The organism is Amycolatopsis sp. NBC_00348 (assembly GCF_036114655.1).
In the GTDB taxonomy this organism is placed as follows: Bacteria; Actinomycetota; Actinomycetes; order Mycobacteriales; family Pseudonocardiaceae; genus Amycolatopsis.
The window spans coordinates 10,420,586-10,438,642 of record NZ_CP107994.1 but is presented as its reverse complement, the minus strand read 5'-3'; the positions used below and the strand labels follow the sequence as shown (position 1 = coordinate 10,438,642).

Below are 18,057 nucleotides of genomic sequence, written 5' to 3'. Positions count from 1 at the left end.
GAGTGACTGTGTTTTCGTTCAAGAGAAGCTTCGCCGTGGTGGCGGCCGTCGCCGCCACCGGCCTGGTGCTCGCCGCCTGCAGCGGCCCCAGCGCCGACAACTCGACCAGCAGCTCCGGCGCCAACTCGTCCGCCGCGGCGCCGCCGAGTTCGAGCGGCCCGCTCCAGGTCGCCGTGGTCACCCACGGCAGCGCCGGTGACGCGTTCTGGAACGTCGTCAAGAACGGCGCCGAGCAGGCCGGCAAGGACCTCAACGTGGGCGTCGACTACTACTCCGACGGCGACCCCGGCAACCAGGCCAAGCTGATCGACAACGCCGTCGCGCAGAAGGTCGGCGGCCTGGTCGTGTCGATGGCGAACCCGCAGGCGCTGCAGACGTCGATCCAGAACGCCGTCAAGGCCGGCATCCCGGTCGTCACGATCAACTCGGGCGAGGACCAGAGCGCCGCGTTCGGCGCGATCGCGCACGTCGGGCAGAGCGAAGGCCTCGCCGGCCAGGGTGCCGGGCAGCGGCTCAAGGCGGCCGGCAAGACCAAGCTGCTCTGCGTGATCCACGAGGCCGGCAACATCGGCCAGAACCAGCGCTGTGACGGCGCGAAGCAGACCTTCGGCACCGTCTCGACACTGCAGGTCGACATCTCCAACCCGACCGACGCGCAGGCGCGGATCCGCGGCGCGCTGCAGGCCGACCCGTCGATCGACGCGGTCCTGGCGCTGAACTCGCAGGTCGCGGCCCGCGCGGTGGACGCGGCGAAGGAAGCCAGCTCGAAGGCGCAGGTGGCGACGTTCGACCTGAACGCCGACGTCGTGGCCGCCATCAAGGCGGGCACCATCCTCTTCGCCGTCGACCAGCAGCAGTACGAGCAGGGCTACCTGCCCATCGTGTTCCTCAAGCTCTACAAGGAGAACGGCAACACCATCGGTGGCGGCCACCCGGTGCAGACCGGTCCGGGCTTCGTCGACAAGACCAACATCGACACCGTGGCCCCGTACGCGCAGCGCGGCACCCGCTAAGGGGAGTGAAATGACCGCAGCGATCCAGGCAGAACCGGACGAACGAATAGCCAAGAAGAGCCTGACCGACCGGCTGGTCGTCCGGCCGGAGATCGGGGCGCTGCTGGGCGCCGTCCTGGTGTTCGTCTTCTTCTCGGTCGTCACCGGCCAGTTCCTCAGCCCGCTCGGCGTGGCGACCTGGCTCGACGACTCGTCGACGCTGGGCATCATGGCCGTGGTGGTCGCGCTGCTCATGGTCGGCGGCGAGTTCGACCTGTCGGCGGGCGTGATGACGGCGTCGACGTCGCTGGTCACCGCGATCCTGGCGACGCAGGCGGGCTGGAACGTCTGGCTCGCGCTGCTGGTCTCGCTGGTGTTCGCGCTCGGCGTCGGCGCGTTCAACGGGTGGCTGGTCATGAAGACCGGCCTGCCCAGCTTCATCGTCACGCTGGGGTCGTTCCTGGCGTTGCAGGGGCTGAACCTCGGCGTGACGCGGCTGGTCACCGACACCGTCCAGGTGTCGGGGATGCGCTCGGCCAGCGGGTACGAGTCGGCCGGCGGGTTGTTCGCGTCGACGTTCGACATCGGCGGCACGGAGTTCCAGTCGTCGATCGTGTGGTGGATCGTGGTGACGGCGATCGCCGCGTGGCTGCTGCTGCGGACCCGGTTCGGCAACTGGATCTTCGCGGTCGGCGGGTCGCAGGTGTCGGCCCGCTCGGTCGGCGTGCCGGTGGTGCGCACGAAGATCCTGCTGTTCATGGGCACCGCCGCCGGCGCGTGGCTGGTCGGCTCGATCAACATCCTGCGCTTCGCCAGCGTGCAGGCCAACCAGGGCATCGGGCTGGAGTTCCAGTTCATCATCGCCGCGGTGATCGGCGGCTGCCTGCTCACCGGCGGCTTCGGCTCGGCGGTGGGCGCGGCGATCGGCGCGCTGATCTTCGGCATGGCCCGCCAGGGCATCGTGTTCGCCCAGTGGAACAGCGACTGGTTCATGCTGTTCCTCGGGGTCATGCTGCTGGCCGCGGTCTTGGTCAACAACGCCTTCCGGCGGCGCGCGGAAAGGGTGCGGCGATGAGTCCTCTTCTCGAGGTACGGGACATCGGCAAGACCTACGGCAGCGTCATCGCCTTGCGCGATGTGTCCACTGTGGTCAACGCGGGCGAGGTCACCTGTGTGCTCGGCGACAACGGCGCCGGGAAGTCCACGCTGATCAAGATCCTGGCCGGGGTGCACCAGCACGACCGCGGCGAGTTCCTGGTCGAGGACACGCCGGTGAAGTTCGCTTCGCCGCGCGAGGCGCTGGACCACGGCATCGCGACCGTGTACCAGGACCTCGCGGTGGTGCCGCTGATGAGCGTCTGGCGGAACTTCTTCCTCGGCTCGGAGCCGACGGTCGGGTTCGGCCCGTTCAAGGCCCTGGACCGCAAGAAGGGCCGCGAGACGGCCAAGCAGGCGCTGTCCGACATGGGCATCGACCTGCGGGACGTCGAGCAGCCGGTCGGCACGCTCTCCGGCGGTGAGCGCCAGTGCGTCGCGATCGCGCGAGCGGTCTACTTCGGCGCGAAGGTGCTGATCCTCGACGAGCCGACGGCGGCCCTGGGTGTCAAGCAGGCCGGCGTGGTGCTCAAGTACGTCGCCCAGGCGCGCGATCGCGGCCTCGGCGTCGTGCTGATCACGCACAACCCGCACCACGCGTTCCCGGTCGCGGACCGGTTCCTGCTGCTCAAGCGGGGTGCGCCGCTCGGTTCGTACGAGAAGAAGGACATCGACATCAACGAGCTGACCCGGCAGATGGCGGGCGGTGCGGAACTGGAAGCGCTCGAACACGAACTGCGGCAGGTGGAGAAGAAGTGAGGCCCGCCGACGCACTCTTTCCCGCGGAGGCGAAATGACTATTGAAGCGTTGACGATCGGCCGGGTGGGCGTCGACCTCTACCCCGAGCAGAGCGGCGTCCCCCTGGCCGGCGTCAGTACCTTCGCCAAGTCGCTCGGCGGGACCGCGACCAACGTCGCGGTCGCCGCCGCGCGGCTCGGGCGGTCGGCGGCGGTGCTGACCAAGGTCGGCCCGGACGGCTTCGGCGACTACGTCCGGCAGGCCCTGAGCGGCTTCGGCGTCTCACCGTCCTATGTGGGCACTTCGCCGGACCTGCTGACGCCGGTGGTGTTCTGCGAGCTGAACCCGCCCGCGGACCCGCCGCTGCTGTTCTACCGCTCCCCCGTCGCGCCCGATCTCACGCTCACCGAGGCGGACGTGCCGTGGGACGTCGTGGAGTCGGTGCCGCTGCTGTGGGTCACCGGCACGGGCGTCTCGGTCGAACCGGCCCGGGCGACCCAGCGGAAGATCCTCGAAACCCGGGGCCGCCGCGAGCACACCGTGCTGGACCTGGACTACCGGCCGATGTTCTGGACGTCGGTCGAGCAGGCCCGCGAAGAGATCGGCTCAATGCTGGACCACGTCACGGTCGCGGTCGGCAACCGAACCGAGGTGGAGGTCGCCGTCGGCACCGCGGACCCGGACGAAGCGGCGGACCGGATGCTGGAGCGCGGGCTGCGGCTCGCGGTGATCAAGAAGGGCGCGGACGGCGTGCTGGTGGCCACCCCGGACGGCCGCTGGACCGTGCCGCCGCAGCGCATCGACGTCGTCTGCGGCCTCGGCGCGGGTGACGGCTTCGGCGGCGCCCTGATCCACGGGCTGCTGTCCGGCTGGGACCCGGTGCGGATCGCCGAGTACGCGAACGCGGCGGGCGCGCTGGTCGCGTCCCGGCTGGCGTGCGCCGACGCGATGCCGACCGCCGCCGAGATCGAGGAGCTGCTGTGACGACCTTGCTGACCGACGACCGCTGGCGCGAGCTGCTGCACACCCGGGCCACGAACCCGGGCGCGGTCCGCCAGGCCTACGCGACGCGCAAACGGCGTTCCAAGCTGCTGTCCGACACCGGGACGCTGTTCCTGGTCGCGGCCGACCACCCGGCCCGCGGCGCGCTCGGCGTCGGCGAGGACCCCCTCGCCATGGCCGACCGGCGGACGCTGCTGGACCGGCTGCTCGTCGCGCTGGCGAACCCGGCGGTCGACGGGCTGCTCGGCACCCCGGACGTCGTCGAGGAGCTGCTGCTGCTCGGCGCGCTGCACGACAAGGTCGTGATCGGCTCGATGAACCGCGGCGGCCTGGCCGGCGCGGACTGGGAGATCGACGACCGGTTCACCGGCTACGACGCCGCGAGCCTGATCGACTGCGGCCTCGACGGCGGCAAGATGCTGCTGCGGCTGGTCGACTCCGACCCGGGCACGATCCCGACACTGCAGGCGTGCGCGACCGCCGTCACCGAGCTGGCCGCGTACGGGCTGATGGCGATGGTCGAGCCGCTGCCCTACACCCGCGAAGGCGGGAAACTGGTGCTGCAGAAGGATCCCGCGTCGCTGGCCCGAGCGGTGACGGTCGCGTCCGGCATCGGGACGACGTCGGCGCACACCTGGCTGAAGCTGCCGTCCACCGACTCGCCCGAGGTCCTCGGCGCGACGACGCTCCCGGTCGTCATCCTCGGCGGCGTGCCGTCCGGTGATCCGGCCGGCGACCTGGCGTCGTGGGGCCGGACGCTGCGCCACGACGTCGTCCGCGGCCTGGTCGTCGGCCGTACCCTGCTCTACCCGCCCGGCGGCGACGTCGGCTCGGCCGTCGATGCCGCCGCGAAGGTTCTGGAGGCCGCGAAGTGAGCGCGTTGCACCGTCCACACGGGACACTGTCCGAGGACTCCGACCCGATCGTGCTGACGCCGGAAGCGGCGGGCTGGGCGTACACCGGGTTGCAGGTGCTCAAGATCGGCCGTCGGCTTCCCCGCACGATCGAGACCGGCGAGTTCGAGGCGTTCGTGCTGCCGCTGTCCGGCTCGCTCACGGTCCGCGTCGACGACGAGGAGTTCGAGCTGGAAGGCCGTGACTCGGTGTTCAGCCGCGTCACGGACTTCGCCTACGTCCCCCGCGACGCCGAGGTCGAGCTGACGTCGGCCACCGGCGCGGTGGTAGCCCTGCCGATGGCCCGCTGCACCCGCCGGCTCGAACCTAAGTACGGTCCGGCGGAAGACGTCCCGGTCGAGGTCCGCGGGAGCGGCCAGGCGACGCGGCAGGTGACCAACTTCGGCGTGCCCGGGGTGTGGGACCACGCGGACAAGCTCAACGCGTGCGAGCTGATCACGCCGGGCGGCAACTGGTCGTCGTACCCGCCGCACAAGCACGACGAGGCGTCCGAGTGCGAGGTCGTCAACGAAGAGATCTACTACTTCCGGATCGCCGGGCGGGACGGCGTGACACCATCACGCGAGGGCTTCGGCCTGCACCGGACGTACACCGCGGACGGCGAGCTGGACGAGGACGTCGCGGTCCGCGACGGCGACGTCTTCCTGATCCCGCGCGGTTATCACGGCCCGTGCGTCGCGGCGCCCGGTTACCCGATGTACTACCTGAACGTCCTCGCCGGACCGGCGGACGAGCGCTCGATGGCGTTCTGCGACGACCCGGCGCACAGCTGGATCCGCGACACCTGGAAGCCCGAGGACCTCGACCCGCGCTGCCCGGTCACCGACCACGAAGGGCGGGTCCGGTGAAGCTGACGACGGCTCAAGCGCTGGTCAAGTGGATCCTCGCGCAGCGTTCGGAAACCCTCGACGGCCGTGAAGTGCCGCTGTTCCCGGGGGTGTTCGCGATCTTCGGGCACGGCAACGTCCTCGGGCTCGGCACCGCGCTGGAGGAGCACCGCGGCGAGATCCCGGTCTGGCGCGGGCACACCGAGCAGGGCATGGCCCTGGCCGCGGTCGGCTACGCGAAGGCGACGCACCGGCGGCAGGTCGGCGTCGTGACGTCGTCGATCGGGCCGGGCGCGCTGAACATGGTCACCGCCGCCGGGGTCGCGCACGCGAACCGGCTGCCGGTCCTGCTGCTGCCGGGCGACACGTTCACCAGCCGCGCGCCGGACCCGGTGCTGCAGCAGATCGAGCCCTTCGGCGACGGCACCGCGACGGTCAACGACGCCTTCCGCGCGGTCAGCCGCTACTTCGACCGCATCACCCGGCCCGAGCAGCTGCTCTCGGCGTTGCCGCAGGTCGCGCGGGTGCTCACGGACCCGGCCGACGCGGGCCCGGTCGTCCTGGCGCTGCCGCAGGACGTCCAGGCGGAGACGTACGACTTCCCCGAGGCGCTGTTCGAGCCGGTCACGCACCGGCCGCTGCGGCCGCGCCCGGACCGCCGGGCCGTCACCGAGGCCGCGGGCGTGCTGCGCGCGTCCAAGCGGCCGCTGCTGGTGCTCGGCGGCGGCGTCCGGTACTCCGGCGCCGGGCGGCGCGCGCTGGACTTCGCCGAGCGGCACGGCATTCCCGTCACCGAGACCACCGCGGGTCGCACCCTGGTGCCGCACACGCACGACCTCAACGCCGGCCCGCTGGGCATCACCGGCTCGACGTCGGCGAACGTCGTCGCGGCCGAGGCGGACGTCGTCCTGGCCGTCGGCACCCGGCTGCAGGACTTCACCACGGCGTCCTGGACGGTCTTCTCCCCCGACGTCCGGCTGGTCACGCTGAACGCGGCGAGGTTCGACGCGGTCAAGCACGGCGCGCTGTCGGTGGTCGGCGACGCGGACGCGGGCCTGGCCGACCTCGGCGCGCAGCTGGAGAGCTGGCGGGTCGACCCGTCGTGGACGTCGCGAGCGGCGACCGAGCGCGCGAAGTGGGACGCGCACATCGACTCGCTGCGGTCGGCGGTGTCGGAGGTCCCGTCGTACGCCCAGGTCGTCGGCGTGGTGAACGACCTGTCCGCGGCGGATGACTACGTCATGACGGCGTCGGGCGGGATGCCGGGCGAGCTGATCGGCGGCTGGCGCGGGTCCGGCTCGGTGTCGATGGACGTCGAGTACGGCTTCTCGTGCATGGGCTACGAGCTGTCCGGCGCGTGGGGCGCGGCGATCGCCCACGACGGCCTGGTCACGACGTTGCTGGGCGACGGCTCGTACCTGATGCTGAACTCGGAGCTGTTCTCGGCGGCGTTCGCCGGGCACCCGTTCGTCGCGGTGGTGTGCGACAACGACGGCTACGCGGTGATCGCGCGGCTGCAGCAGGGACAGGGCGGGAAGCCGTTCAACAACTTCTACGCCGACTGCACGACTTCACACGCCTCACCCCCGCGCGTCGACTTCGCGCGCCACGCGGAGTCGTTGGGCTGCTCGGTCTTCACGGCGTCCACAGTGGACGACGTCCGCTCGGCGTACGCCCAAGCCCGCGAGGCCGCGGTGGCCGAGAAGCGCCCGGCGGTCGTGGTCGTCAAGACCCAGCCGTCGACGTGGACCGAAGCCGGGGCCTGGTGGGAGGTCGGCGTGCCCGAGCACCTCGCCGGGCGCGACGAGTTCGAGCGGTCCAAGGGCACGCAGGTGCGCTACCTGCGGTCCTGAGCCGGGACGAAGCTCACGCCGTCGCGGTCGCTCGATCCCGCACCCGGGGGCGCAAGGTGAAGCCGCTCGGCTTGAGCGTCAAGGATTCCACGATCTTGAGCTCGTACGCCGGGTCGGCCTCGAAGTCGTAGCGCTGCAACACCATGCCGAGGGCTAGGACGGCTTCGTGCAGCGCGAACTGGCGGCCGATGCAGGCGCGCTCGCCCGTCCCGAACGGCTTGTACGCCTGCGCCGGCCGCTTCTTCACGGCCGCGGGCTCGAAGCGGTCCGGGTCGAACGCCTCGGGGTCCGGGCCCCAGGCCGCCGGGTCGCGGTGCACCAGCGGCAGCGGCACGATCACCCAGTCGCCCTTGCGCAGCCGGTACTTCCCGCCGAGGACGACGTCTTCGCGGGCTTCGCGCGAGTAACCCGGCGCGGTCGGCCAGAGCCGCATCGCCTCGTCGAGCGCGCGGCGCACGTAACGCAGCTTCGCGACGTCGCCGAAGGCGGGCTCGCGGTCACCCCAGACGGCGTCGACCTCGGCGCGGGCCTTCTCCAGCAGCTCGGGGTGTCGCGTCAGGTAGTACAACGCGAACGAGAGCGCGCCCGACGTCGTTTCGTGGCCGGCGACGACGAACGTGATCGCCTGGTTGCGGATGTTGATCGGGTCCAGCCGCTCGCCGGTCGCCGGGTGACCCTCGGTGAGCATCAGGCCGAGCAGGTCGCGGCTCTCCTCACCGCTGGTCCGACGCCCTTCGATGACCTCGTCGACGAGGTCGGTCATCATGGCGATGTCGGCCAGGTTCTGCTCGGCCGTCCCGGCGAACGCGCGCCGGACGAACGGCAGCTTGACGTTCTGCAGCTGCGCGAACCGCAGCGAACGCAGCATCGCCGTGACGAACGGGTGCGGTTCGGCGCGCTCGAACGAGCCGAAGCGGTAGCCGAACCCGGCGAGGCCGATCGTCTCCAGCGTCAGCCGGGTCATGTCGGCGGCGACGTCGACCGGCCCGGTCGCGGCGTCCCAGCGCGCGACGAGCTCACGGGCGACGTCCAGCATGACGGGGTGGTAGCGGCGCATCGCCTCGGCGGAGAAGGCCGGCTGCAGGATGTCGTGCGCCAGCCGCCAGTTCGGCTCGTGGGTGTGGGCGGTGAACAGGCCGTCGCCGGCGACCGCGCGCAGGTTCTCGATGCCCATGCCGACGTGCTTGCCGAACTTCGTCTCGTCGTTCAGCTCGGTGACCAGGTCGACGCCGCCGACGAAGACGATCTCGAAGCCGAAGACCTTGCGCGTGAAGACCGGCCCGATCTTCCGGCCGATGCGCAGGGTGTCCTGCAGCGGCGTGCGCGGGTTGGCTCCGATCAGGTCGCCGATCACCGGCAGGCGGCCCGGCCGGTGCGGAATGCCGGTGGTGTCCACGACGTCCCCCTATTGAATTCGAATCCAATAACGTCACGATCCCCCGCTACTGAACCCGTGTCAAGTAAGCTCGCGGGATGCGGACGAGGCTGAGCACCGAACAGCGGCGCGAGCAGCTCCTGACGATCGGGGCCGGGTTGTTCGCGAAGCGGCCGTACGACGAGGTCTGGATCGAGGAGGTCGCCGAGATCGCGCAGGTCTCCCGCGGCCTGCTGTACCACTACTTCCCGACCAAGAAGGACTTCTTCGCCGAGATCGTCCGCGGCCAGCGCGACCAGCTGCTGGAGATGAGCGAGCCCGACCCGGCGCTGCCGGTGACCGAGCAGCTGCGGGCCGGGCTCGACGTCTACCTCGAGTTCGCGCGCACGCACCCGGACGGCTACCGGATCGTGCACCGCGCCACCGGCGGCGCCGACGGCGAGATCCGGGAGATCCGCGAAGCCGGGATGGCCGCGAACGCGTCGCGCATCCTGGACGCGCTCAGCCTGCTGACGCCGATCACCGAGACCACCCGCCTGGCCGTCCGCGGCTGGCTGACGTTCGTCGCGACGGTCATCCTCGACTGGCTCGACCAGCCGAAGGTCACCCAGGAGGAGCTGCGCGACCTGTGCGTGCGGACGCTGTTCGCGGCGGTCGACGTCACCCCGTGACGGCGGGCGAAGCGGCGTCCCCGACCAGCTTTTCCGGGCGCCCCGAGCCGTCCGCCGGGACCGCCCAGACGGCGCCGTCCAGCCCGTAGAGGACCCGGTCACCCAGCCAGAGCGCCTGGTCGTCGACGCTGCGCGGCTCCGCGAGTTCGGTCTCCTCCAGCGTCTTGAGGTCGAGCACGGACAACCGCCAGCCGCCGTCGCCGACCTTCTTCTTGAACGCGACCCGGGTGCCGTCCGGGGACAGCGACGGGCATTCGACGTTCTCGCGCAGGGTTTTGCCGCGGAAGCGCGCGTAGTCGGCTTCGACGAGGTACGTCTTGCCCTTGCTGCCGAGCGTCGCGTAGAAGCGGTTGCCGTCCGGGGCGAAGGTGATGCCCCAGTAGTTGACGTCGGCGGCGAAGTAGCGCTGCCCGTCGGCGAACACCGGCAGTTCCTCGATCGTCTTGACCAGCCGTCCGGTGTCGACCTCGTAGACGCCGACCCGGGTCGAGAAGCCGGTGGCCGCGTAGGAGTCGCCGGTGACGAAGACCGTCCAGTCGACGCGCTTGCCGTCCGACGACACCCGCGCGCGGCTCGGCGTGCCGGCCACGGCTTCGGAGTGCCGGACGGCGAGGTGGTCGTCGAGGACCAGGACGTCGGTCACCGGCGGGAGCGTCCCGGGCCGCACGGCCAGGCAGACGGCGGTGGTCCCGGCCACCGCGAACCGGTCGCATTTCAGGCCACTGACCTGCGGTTTCGCTCCCGGCTCGACCAGCGGGACGGCGGCGACGCGGCCGGTCGACACCTGCCGGAACAGCAGCTGACCGGGACCGAGCGTGAGCTGCGCGGCCGGTCCCGCCTCGGCGGCGCCGGGGCGGGCGTTGACGGTGTAGGTGACGGCCGCGGCGATCAGGAGCGCGGTGCCGGCCAGGGCGAGGACGAGTTTCTTCACGGCCGCACCGGCTTCGCGACCGCGGCCGCGAGGACGACGGCCACCAGGCAGCCCGCGGCGACGAGCACCGCGGGCCGCAGGTCCCAGAACGTCCAGGCGAGTCCGAAGAGGACGGACGAGAGCATCCGCGCCCCGGCCTGTCCGGTCTGCACGACGGCCAGCCCGGTCGCCCGGAGATCCCGCGGGATGAGCGGGCCGGCCGCGGCCATCAGGACGCCGTCGGTGGCCGCGTAGAACACACCGTGCAGGCCGAGCGCGACCACGGCGAAGAGCAGCGCGGCCGGCCCGCAGAGCAGGACCAGCGCCAGGCCCAGCGCGGCGTGCCCGCCGAGGAACACCGGCCATCGCCCGATCCGGTCGGCCAGCTTGCCGAGCGGAACGGCCAGGAGCAGGTAGACGCCGGCGGTGCCCAGCGGCAGGAGCGGGAAGTACGTCGCCGCGATGTCCCAGCGCCGTTGGAGCACGAGGTAGACGAACGAGTCGCCGATGGTCACCAAGCCGAGCAGCGCGGCCCAGAGCGTGACGCGCCGGAAGTCCGCGTCGCGCAGCAGACCCGTCGCGGCCCGCATCGACACGGCGGCGTGGTCCACCGTGCCGGGCCGGTCGCGAACGAACAAAGCCAGCACCAGCACGGCGATCGCGGCGATGCAGAAGCTGGTGAAGAACACGCTCGTGTAGCTGCCGAGGCTCAGCGCGAGCACGGCCATCGCGACGAGCGGGCCGAGGAACGCGCCGACGGTGTCGAGCGCGCGGTGCACCCCGAACGACCGGCCGAGCGTGCCGGGTTCGCTGCTCAGCGAGATGAGCGCGTCGCGCGGGGCGGTGCGCACGCCCTTGCCGGTGCGGTCCGCGGCGAGCACGACGCCGATCGCGGGGACCGAAGAACCGGCCGCCACCAGGCCGAGCTTGCACACCGCGGACAAGCCGTACCCGAACCCGGCGACCGCCTTGAGCCGCCGCCACCGGTCCGCGAGGTGCCCGCCGAGGACCCGCACGAGGGCGGTGGCGCCCGCGTAGAGGCCGTCGAGCAGCCCGAACTGCAGCGGGTTCAGGCCGAGGCCGAGCACCAGGTAGAGCGGGAGGACGGCGGTGACCATCTCCGAAGAGACGTCGGTGACCAGGCTGACCATGCCGAGAGCCACGACGTTGGCGGACACTCGTTTCAGCGCCGGCTTCGGGTGGGTGCCGGCCGCGAGGTCCGAGGTACGGCTTGCCGCGATGTACATGCCCGGTCCCCTTCTAGTGGCAGGTGTAGGTCGGGCTGCTGTCCAGGACCTTGCCGTCGACGCCGATCAGCTGCGTCTGGAACGACGTGTCCGTCATGGACAGCTTCAGGACGCCGAAGGTCTTCAACAGCTTCGCGGTCGTCGCGTGCGCCGGGCTCAGGTCGTAGAGGTTCGCGCCGCCCGAGCCGCCGACGATCTCGACGGGACCGTTCGCGTCGGCCTTGCCGTCGGCGTTCTGCGGCACGAACCGTTCGTAGTCGTGGTCGTGACCGTTGAGGACGAGGTCGACCTTGCTCGCCGTCATGATGTTCCACAGCTCGACGCTGTCCTTGTTGTCGCCGTGGTCGCCGGAGCTCCACCGCGGGTGGTGGTAGTACGCGGCGACGCAGCCCTTCTTGTTCTTGGCGAGGTCCTGCTTCAACCAGGTGATCTGCGGCGGCTCGGCGAAGTCGTCGTGGGTGACGAAGTCGTTGGAGTCCAGGGCGATGAAGTGCCAGTTGCCCATCTCCCAGCTGTAGTAGCGCTGACCCTGGGGCTTCGCGATGGCGCCGAAGTAGTCCTCGTAACCCTTGAACCTCGGCTCGTCGTACGACTCGTGGTTGCCCGGGATCGGGTGGGTGATGTTCTTGAACTTGCCCCAGGTCTTGTCGTAGTAGGCCTTGAAGTCGGCGAGGTGGGCGTCGTCGTACTGGTTGTCCCCCATGGTGATCACCGCGGCCGGCGCCATCTGCTCGACGAGTTTCGCGGTCTTGACGTGCGCGCAACCGGAGTCGCTCGCGGTGCAGCGTTCGGCGATGTCCCCGGCGGCGGCGAGGACGAAGCCGTTGGCACTGCCCGCTTTGGTCTTGACGGTGACGGGTGCGCTCGCCGGCGAGACGTTGCCCGCCGCGTCCCGGGCGCGGACGGTGTAGGTGTAGCCGGTGTCGGGCGAGAGCCCGGTGTCGGTGTAGGACGGCGTCGCACTGGTGGCGACGGCCCGGCCGTCACGCAGGACGTCGTACCCGGCGACCCCGACGTTGTCGGTCGCGGCGTTCCAGGTCAGGCCCACGCTGGTGGCCGTCGTGGTCGCGGGCGCGAGCCCGGCGGGGGTGCTCGGCGCCTGGGTGTCGCCGGCGGAGTCGGGCGTGCCGTAGGCCTGGAGCTCCCAGAGCGAGTAGCCGTACTTCGTGGCGCGCGTGACGCCGACGAAGCGCAGGAAACGGCCGTGGGCCTGGAGTCCGGTGAGGTCGTCGGTCTTGCCGTCGCCGTTGTCGACGTTCGTGACGGTGGTGAACTGCGTACCATCGTCGGAGACCTCGAGCCGGTACTTCTTGGCGTAGGCGGCTTCCCAGGTGAGCTTGACCTGGTGGACGGTGGAAGGTTGCCCGAGATCGACCCGCAGCCACTGCGGATCGGCACTGACAGCGCTGGCCCACCGCGTCTGCGTGTTCCCGTCGACGGCCTTGTCGCCGGTGAGCGACGAGCTTTCCGTAGTGGACGTGGCGACGGGCTTCCCTTGGGAGAGAAGGACATCGGCTTGGGCGGTAGTGGCGGCGGCGATCGCGGAAGGCAGCAGGACGACGACGGCGATCGGCGGCGCCAGCCGTGCGAATGGACGAAGACGGAAGGGGGACACGTCGCGCTCCTAGGGGCCGGACAGTGGCGGGTCTGCTCTGGGCTGGGCTGCGGCGTAGGTGTACTTTGTTCGAACAGTTAAGAAACTTTCCTAACTAAGAAGACTGTAGCGAGCCACGGTTTCGGCTGACAAGACTTGTCCCGTCCTTGAATCGGTCAAGAGGGTGAGATTGGCATTGTTCCCGCAGGTCAGATGATGTTTCACTGAGCGGCACATTGCTCCGACACCTGGGACTGCCCGAGTTTCGCTCGCACGCCACCCGGACTCGAGCGCCGTTTCCCCACCACCAAACCGTGCCCCGACCGGGTGCGCCGCGACACCAACTCCTCCGGCGACCAGCAGCGCGGTGCCACCGATCTCCGCTCGAATCGTCCGGCTCACACTGACGCCAATTCCGTTGCGTTCAGCGAATTCGCCCGCCATCACGGCACCCGATTCGACCACCGCCACCCGACCGGCACTGGCCGGACTTCGCCGCCGATCCGCCTCATCTCGCAAGGGGCACGACCTCACACGCGCCACGGCTTCCTCGCAAACCACCACACCGCGGAAGCACTCCCCCAGTCGCTCCCGTACCGATTTTGTCGGTCCCCACCGGTAGCCTGGAATTCGGGGGCTTCTCGCGCCCGCCGACAGCGATTTCCATTACACAGCAACAGAAATAGCACGCCGGTCCCGCGCCCAAGTTTCACCCGATTCAGCGATGATCTTCGCACGCGTGTTCGGTAACGTAAGGGCCATGACCTCGACCGACGAGTTTCCCGTTACCCCGCACCGAAGACCCATGGCGTCAAGAATCCGCGCGCAGCTGCTTCCGGATCTCCGCCACGGCGGCCCGCCCGGCGCGGTTCGCCCCGACCGTGCTGGCCGAAGGCCCGTACCCCACCAGCTGCAACCGCGGCTCGAGCACGACCCGCGTCCCGTCCACCCGGATCCCGCCACCCGCCTCGCGGATGTGCAGCGGCGCGAGGTGGTCGATCGCCGCGCGGAAGCCTGTCGCCCAGAGGATGACGTCCGCGTCGAAGCGCGAGCCGTCCGCCCACTCGACTCCCGAAGGGACGATCCGGGCGAACATCGGCCGACGCTCCAGGATGCCCGCCGCCCGCGCGGCCCGCACCTCCGGCGTCACGGCCAGGTCCGTCACGCTGACCACGCTCTCCGGCGGCAGCCCGGCGCGCACACGTTCGTCGACCTTCGCGACGACGTTGCGTCCCCAGTCCTCGCTGAAGGGCTCATCCCGCCACACGGGCGGCCGCCGCGTCACCCAGGCCGTAGCGCGCGCGAACGGCGCGAACTCCATCAGCAGCTGCACCGCCGACGCCCCGCCGCCGACGACCACGACCCGCTTGCCCCGGAACGCTTCCGGCCCGGTGTAGTCAGCCGTGTGTACCTGCTCGCCCGCGAAAGTCTCCTGGCCCGGGTAGTGCGGCCAGAACGGCCGGTCCCAGGTGCCGGTGGCGCTGATCACCGCGCGCGCCGCCCACGACTCGGCCGGACTCGCCACCACGAGCCAGTCCCCGTCGCGCGTCACGGACCGGACGTCGACCGGGCGCATGACGGGCAGGTCGTACACACGCTCGAAGCGCGCGAAGTAGTCGGACACGACTTCGGAGGCCGGCCGCGTGACGTCCGGGGTGCCGAAGGCCATGCCGGGCAGGTCATGAATGCCGTGCACCTTCCCGAGCACCAGCGACGGCCACCGGTACTGCCAGGCACCCCCGGCCCGCTTGCCGTGGTCGAGCACCACGAACCCGGAACCGTTCGCGAACCCGGCGCGGCGCAGGTGGTAGGCCGCCGACAGTCCCGCTTGGCCGGCCCCGACCACCACCACGTCCGTTTCGTGGTCCGCGCTGCTCATGTCGTGTTCAACGGCTGGCCGCGCCGGGTATTTCGCGCCCTGCATCACATGGCGACCCGGTGGCGGCGCGCATCGTCGGCCAGGTACAACGCCGTCGTAGCCGTCCGTCACACGGCGACGCGGTTGCGCCCCGCGTCCTTGGCCCGGTACAGCGCCGCGTCCGCCGAGCGCAGCACGTCATCCAGCGCCGGCCCCGTGTCCGGGAACCGCGCGACCCCGATCGAGACCGAAAGGCCACTCACCCGGACCGTCCCGCCTCCCGTCGAGATCACGACGTTCAGCTCCCCCACCGCCACCCGCACCCGCTCGGCGATGCCCAGCACGTCGGCGCGGCCGAGGCCGGGCAGCAGCACGACGAACTCCTCACCACCGAACCGGCCGACGGTGTCGCCCTGACGCACCGCGCCGGAGATCGCCACCGCGACCGCGGCCAGCACGTCGTCGCCGGTGAGGTGGCCGTAGGTGTCGTTGATCCGCTTGAAGTGGTCGAGGTCGATCATCAGCACCGCGAACTCGCCGACGGCCCCGCGCCGCAACGCGCGGGCGTGCTCGCGGACGGCTGACTCGTGCCAGCCCGCGGTGTTGAGCAGCCCGGTCTTCTCGTCGGTGACGGCGGCGACCTGCAGCTGCTGCTTGAGCAGCAGGTAGCGGTGCAGCAACAACAGCGGCGCGATGACGAACAGGACCAGCACCGGCTGCTCGACCAGGGCCAGCGCGGCGAGCCCGCCGAGGCAGAGCGTCGCCACCTCGAACGCGTTGTCCTCCCAGGTGCCGACGAGGTCCGCGGCCGACCGCTGGCTCGTGTAGAGGTAGATCCCGGCGGCGACCAGCCCGACGTTCACCAGCTCGAACACCACGGCGGCCAGGCAGAGCGCGACCAGCCCGCGCGGCGTCTGCACCGGCGTCCCGTGCAACCCCGACCACGTGAGGACGGACGACGCGGCGAAGCAGGAGAGCATCGCCCACGCGGTACTCGCGACGAATCGGTGCGCGGGCCGTGTGCGCACGTGGCGCCAGACCCGCACCCACAGGTGCGCGTAGAGCACGACAGCCAGCAGCGCCACCCAGGCAGGAGGGAGCAGAACGACACCGGCGAGGTACCAGACGGAGGTCACGTTGATGTGCGTCTGCCCGCTCATCCACCGGCGCAGCCGTTCGATGCGGCGGGACATCTCGGCCTGCGCGACGCCGAGCGCGACCAGCACGGCGAACCAGACCGGCCGCACGGGTCCCCCGAAGCCGGTGGCCAGCGCGGCCCCGGTGGTCGCGACGGCGGCCAGCTCACAGCAGAGGGCGTAGGTGATCCAACGGCGCTTCGCCCCGGTCCACATGACCCACCGCGAGGGCCACCCCGTCCAGGTGGAAAGAGCTTCCCGTCGCACGGCGGCCTCGGCTCTCAAGCGCCGCGACCACGGAGGTGACGGACCGGCATCGTGACGTACCCCTTGCGCGAGTTCGGCCGACCAGGTAGCCCAGCGTAGCCGTTCCGGCGAGCCGCGTCGCCAGTCCGGGCGAATTACGGCGAAGCTACCGGCCCGCGGACCCGCTCTGGGTAGGTCTGCCCTGCTCACAGCTTCCACGGTGATCACCGATGCAGGAATCCGCGGCGAGAACAGCAGGCCGAACTCCGGCCCGCGTCTCCCGAAGCCGGAAACGGCCACCGGAATACCACCATCGCGGAAACCCGCCCCGACGCTCTCAGCGCGCAGGCGCTCTCAGCGCAGGCTGTTCGGCGCTGAGCAGAGCGGGCTTCTTCGCGCGGAGACATGACTCAGTCGACCTGGGCGCAGTCGGCTCAGGGGGTAGTCGGCTCAGGCGGTAGTCAGGTCAGGGCGCAGCCAGGCCGGGATGAGCGACAGGTTTCGAACCCGCGACCTCCACCGGGCGCTCTAATTGCCGGGCAAGGTCACTTGCGCCGCGCGCGGATGACCGCCACTAACCCGACGACCGCCGCGATGCCGAGCACCACTGGGGCCAGCCGCTTCAGCACGGAGGCTCCCGCGTAGTCGAGGAGGTCGATCGCCTCGGTCTCCGGGACGGCCGGGACGCTGTGCAACGCTGGCCGTTCGGCGGCCGGCTTGGGTTCAGTGTTGATCTCCGCCGTGGTCGGCGCCGGCTTGACCGCCGGCTCCGGCTTCGCAACCGGCGCAGCCTTTGCCGCCGATCCGGACTGCGCTGCCGATACCGACTGGGCGGCAGAGCCCGATTGGGCCGCCAGTCCCGACTGCGCCGCCGGTCCCGGCTGGGCCGCCGACCCGGACTGGGCCGCCGATCCCGATTGGGCGGCCGGTCCTGACTGCGCCGCCTGTCCCGACTGAGCTGCCGATCCGGACTGAGCGGCCGATCCTGCCTGGGCAGCTGACCCGGGCTGGGCAGCCCCTCCCGGTGCCTTCTCCCCCGCCGGTGCGGGCTTCGTGGCTGCGGCCGGGGCGGACTTCGCGACCGGCTCCGCCGTCTTCCCGGCCACCGGCGCGGCGGCCTTCTCCGCTACCGGCTCGGCCGTCTTCTCCGGGGCCAGCTTGCCCGACAGGCAGCCCGCGAAGGTGTCGAGGATCTTGCCGCCCACCTCGGTGATCAGGCCGCGGCCGAACTGGGCGGGCTTGCCCGTGATGGACAGGTCCGTCGCGACGGTTCCGTGCGTTCCGCCGTCGGCCTCGGTCAAGGTCAGGGTCACCGTCGCGGCGGCCGTGCCCGCTCCGCGAGAGTCCTTGCCCGAGGCCTTGATGGTGACCTTGTGCGCGGCGTCGTCCTTCTCCAGGAACTCGCCGTTTCCCTTGTACAGCAACGAGATCGGGCCCAGCTTGACCTTCACCGTCCCACTGAACTTGTCGCCTTCGACCTTGGTCAGCGCGGCACCGGGCATGCACGGGGCGACACGCTCGGGGTCGACGACCGCCTGCCAGACCTCGCCGATCGGAGCCGGGACGGTGAATTCGTGGTCGAGCCGCACGGGCCGACC

Annotated in this window: 15 protein-coding genes; 8 read left to right on the top strand and 7 right to left on the bottom strand. The window is 70.9% G+C overall.

The features are described from left to right. Positions 1-8: 8 nt before the first annotated feature. Genes OHS58_RS47285 through iolD form a run of 7 tightly spaced genes read left to right on the top strand, consistent with a single transcriptional unit; the run spans position 9 to position 7,422 of the window. On the top strand, positions 9-1,013 hold the full coding sequence (locus tag OHS58_RS47285; protein WP_328646602.1) for a sugar ABC transporter substrate-binding protein: 1,005 nt from the start codon (positions 9-11) through the stop codon (positions 1,011-1,013). 10 nt (positions 1,014-1,023) lie between these two features. Then, positions 1,024-2,067, top strand: coding sequence for an ABC transporter permease (locus OHS58_RS47280; RefSeq protein ID WP_247062287.1), 1,044 nt, complete (start codon positions 1,024-1,026; stop codon positions 2,065-2,067). Further along, a complete protein-coding gene (locus tag OHS58_RS47275) occupies positions 2,064-2,846 on the top strand; it encodes an ATP-binding cassette domain-containing protein (RefSeq protein ID WP_328646601.1) in 783 nt (260 codons plus the stop codon). Before OHS58_RS47280 ends, OHS58_RS47275 begins: the two co-directional genes overlap by 4 nt. A gap of 34 nt (positions 2,847-2,880) precedes the next feature. After that, positions 2,881-3,810: a 5-dehydro-2-deoxygluconokinase gene (gene iolC, locus OHS58_RS47270; protein ID WP_328646600.1), complete on the top strand. Its 930-nt coding sequence runs from the start codon at positions 2,881-2,883 to the stop codon at positions 3,808-3,810. After that, entirely contained in the window at positions 3,807-4,703 is an 897-nt protein-coding gene (locus OHS58_RS47265) for a Cgl0159 family (beta/alpha)8-fold protein (protein ID WP_328646599.1), read from the top strand. The genes iolC and OHS58_RS47265 overlap by 4 nt, the downstream gene beginning before the upstream one ends. Continuing rightward, positions 4,700-5,590 carry a 5-deoxy-glucuronate isomerase gene (gene iolB, locus OHS58_RS47260; RefSeq protein ID WP_326955275.1) on the top strand — a complete coding sequence of 297 codons (891 nt, stop codon included), beginning with the start codon at positions 4,700-4,702 and terminating at the stop codon, positions 5,588-5,590. Before OHS58_RS47265 ends, iolB begins: the two co-directional genes overlap by 4 nt. After that, positions 5,587-7,422: a 3D-(3,5/4)-trihydroxycyclohexane-1,2-dione acylhydrolase (decyclizing) gene (gene iolD / locus OHS58_RS47255; protein WP_328646598.1), complete on the top strand. Its 1,836-nt coding sequence runs from the start codon at positions 5,587-5,589 to the stop codon at positions 7,420-7,422. Before iolB ends, iolD begins: the two co-directional genes overlap by 4 nt. A 13-nt stretch (positions 7,423-7,435) precedes the next feature. On the opposite strand, the gene OHS58_RS47250 is transcribed toward iolD, so the two are convergent. Next, positions 7,436-8,818, bottom strand: a complete 1,383-nt coding sequence (locus tag OHS58_RS47250; RefSeq protein ID WP_328646597.1) for a cytochrome P450 — start codon at positions 8,816-8,818, stop codon at positions 7,436-7,438. A gap of 77 nt (positions 8,819-8,895) precedes the next feature. On the opposite strand from OHS58_RS47250, the gene OHS58_RS47245 reads away from it, so the two are divergent. Next, positions 8,896-9,468, top strand: a complete 573-nt coding sequence (locus OHS58_RS47245) for a TetR/AcrR family transcriptional regulator (RefSeq protein WP_328646596.1) — start codon at positions 8,896-8,898, stop codon at positions 9,466-9,468. On the opposite strand, the gene OHS58_RS47240 is transcribed toward OHS58_RS47245, so the two are convergent. The 6 genes from OHS58_RS47240 to OHS58_RS47215 all read right to left on the bottom strand — a co-directional run bounded on the left by OHS58_RS47240 (position 9,458) and on the right by OHS58_RS47215 (position 18,048). Continuing rightward, the gene (locus OHS58_RS47240) at positions 9,458-10,399 is read right to left on the bottom strand and encodes a hypothetical protein (RefSeq protein WP_328646595.1); all 942 of its coding nucleotides are present in this window, start codon (positions 10,397-10,399) and stop codon (positions 9,458-9,460) included. The genes OHS58_RS47245 and OHS58_RS47240 overlap by 11 nt on opposite strands. Continuing rightward, the gene (locus tag OHS58_RS47235; protein WP_328646594.1) at positions 10,396-11,625 is read right to left on the bottom strand and encodes an MFS transporter; all 1,230 of its coding nucleotides are present in this window, start codon (positions 11,623-11,625) and stop codon (positions 10,396-10,398) included. The genes OHS58_RS47240 and OHS58_RS47235 overlap by 4 nt, the downstream gene beginning before the upstream one ends. A gap of 13 nt (positions 11,626-11,638) precedes the next feature. Further along, positions 11,639-13,240 carry a discoidin domain-containing protein gene (locus OHS58_RS47230; RefSeq protein ID WP_328646593.1) on the bottom strand — a complete coding sequence of 534 codons (1,602 nt, stop codon included), beginning with the start codon at positions 13,238-13,240 and terminating at the stop codon, positions 11,639-11,641. A 790-nt stretch (positions 13,241-14,030) separates the two neighbouring features. Continuing rightward, positions 14,031-15,098, bottom strand: a complete 1,068-nt coding sequence (locus tag OHS58_RS47225; RefSeq protein ID WP_328646592.1) for an NAD(P)-binding domain-containing protein — start codon at positions 15,096-15,098, stop codon at positions 14,031-14,033. Positions 15,099-15,205: 107 nt separating this feature from the next. Beyond that, positions 15,206-16,429: a GGDEF domain-containing protein gene (locus OHS58_RS47220; protein ID WP_326947095.1), complete on the bottom strand. Its 1,224-nt coding sequence runs from the start codon at positions 16,427-16,429 to the stop codon at positions 15,206-15,208. 575 nt (positions 16,430-17,004) lie between these two features. Next, positions 17,005-18,048 carry an SRPBCC domain-containing protein gene (locus OHS58_RS47215; protein WP_328646591.1) on the bottom strand — a complete coding sequence of 348 codons (1,044 nt, stop codon included), beginning with the start codon at positions 18,046-18,048 and terminating at the stop codon, positions 17,005-17,007. Positions 18,049-18,057: the final 9 nt, after the last annotated feature.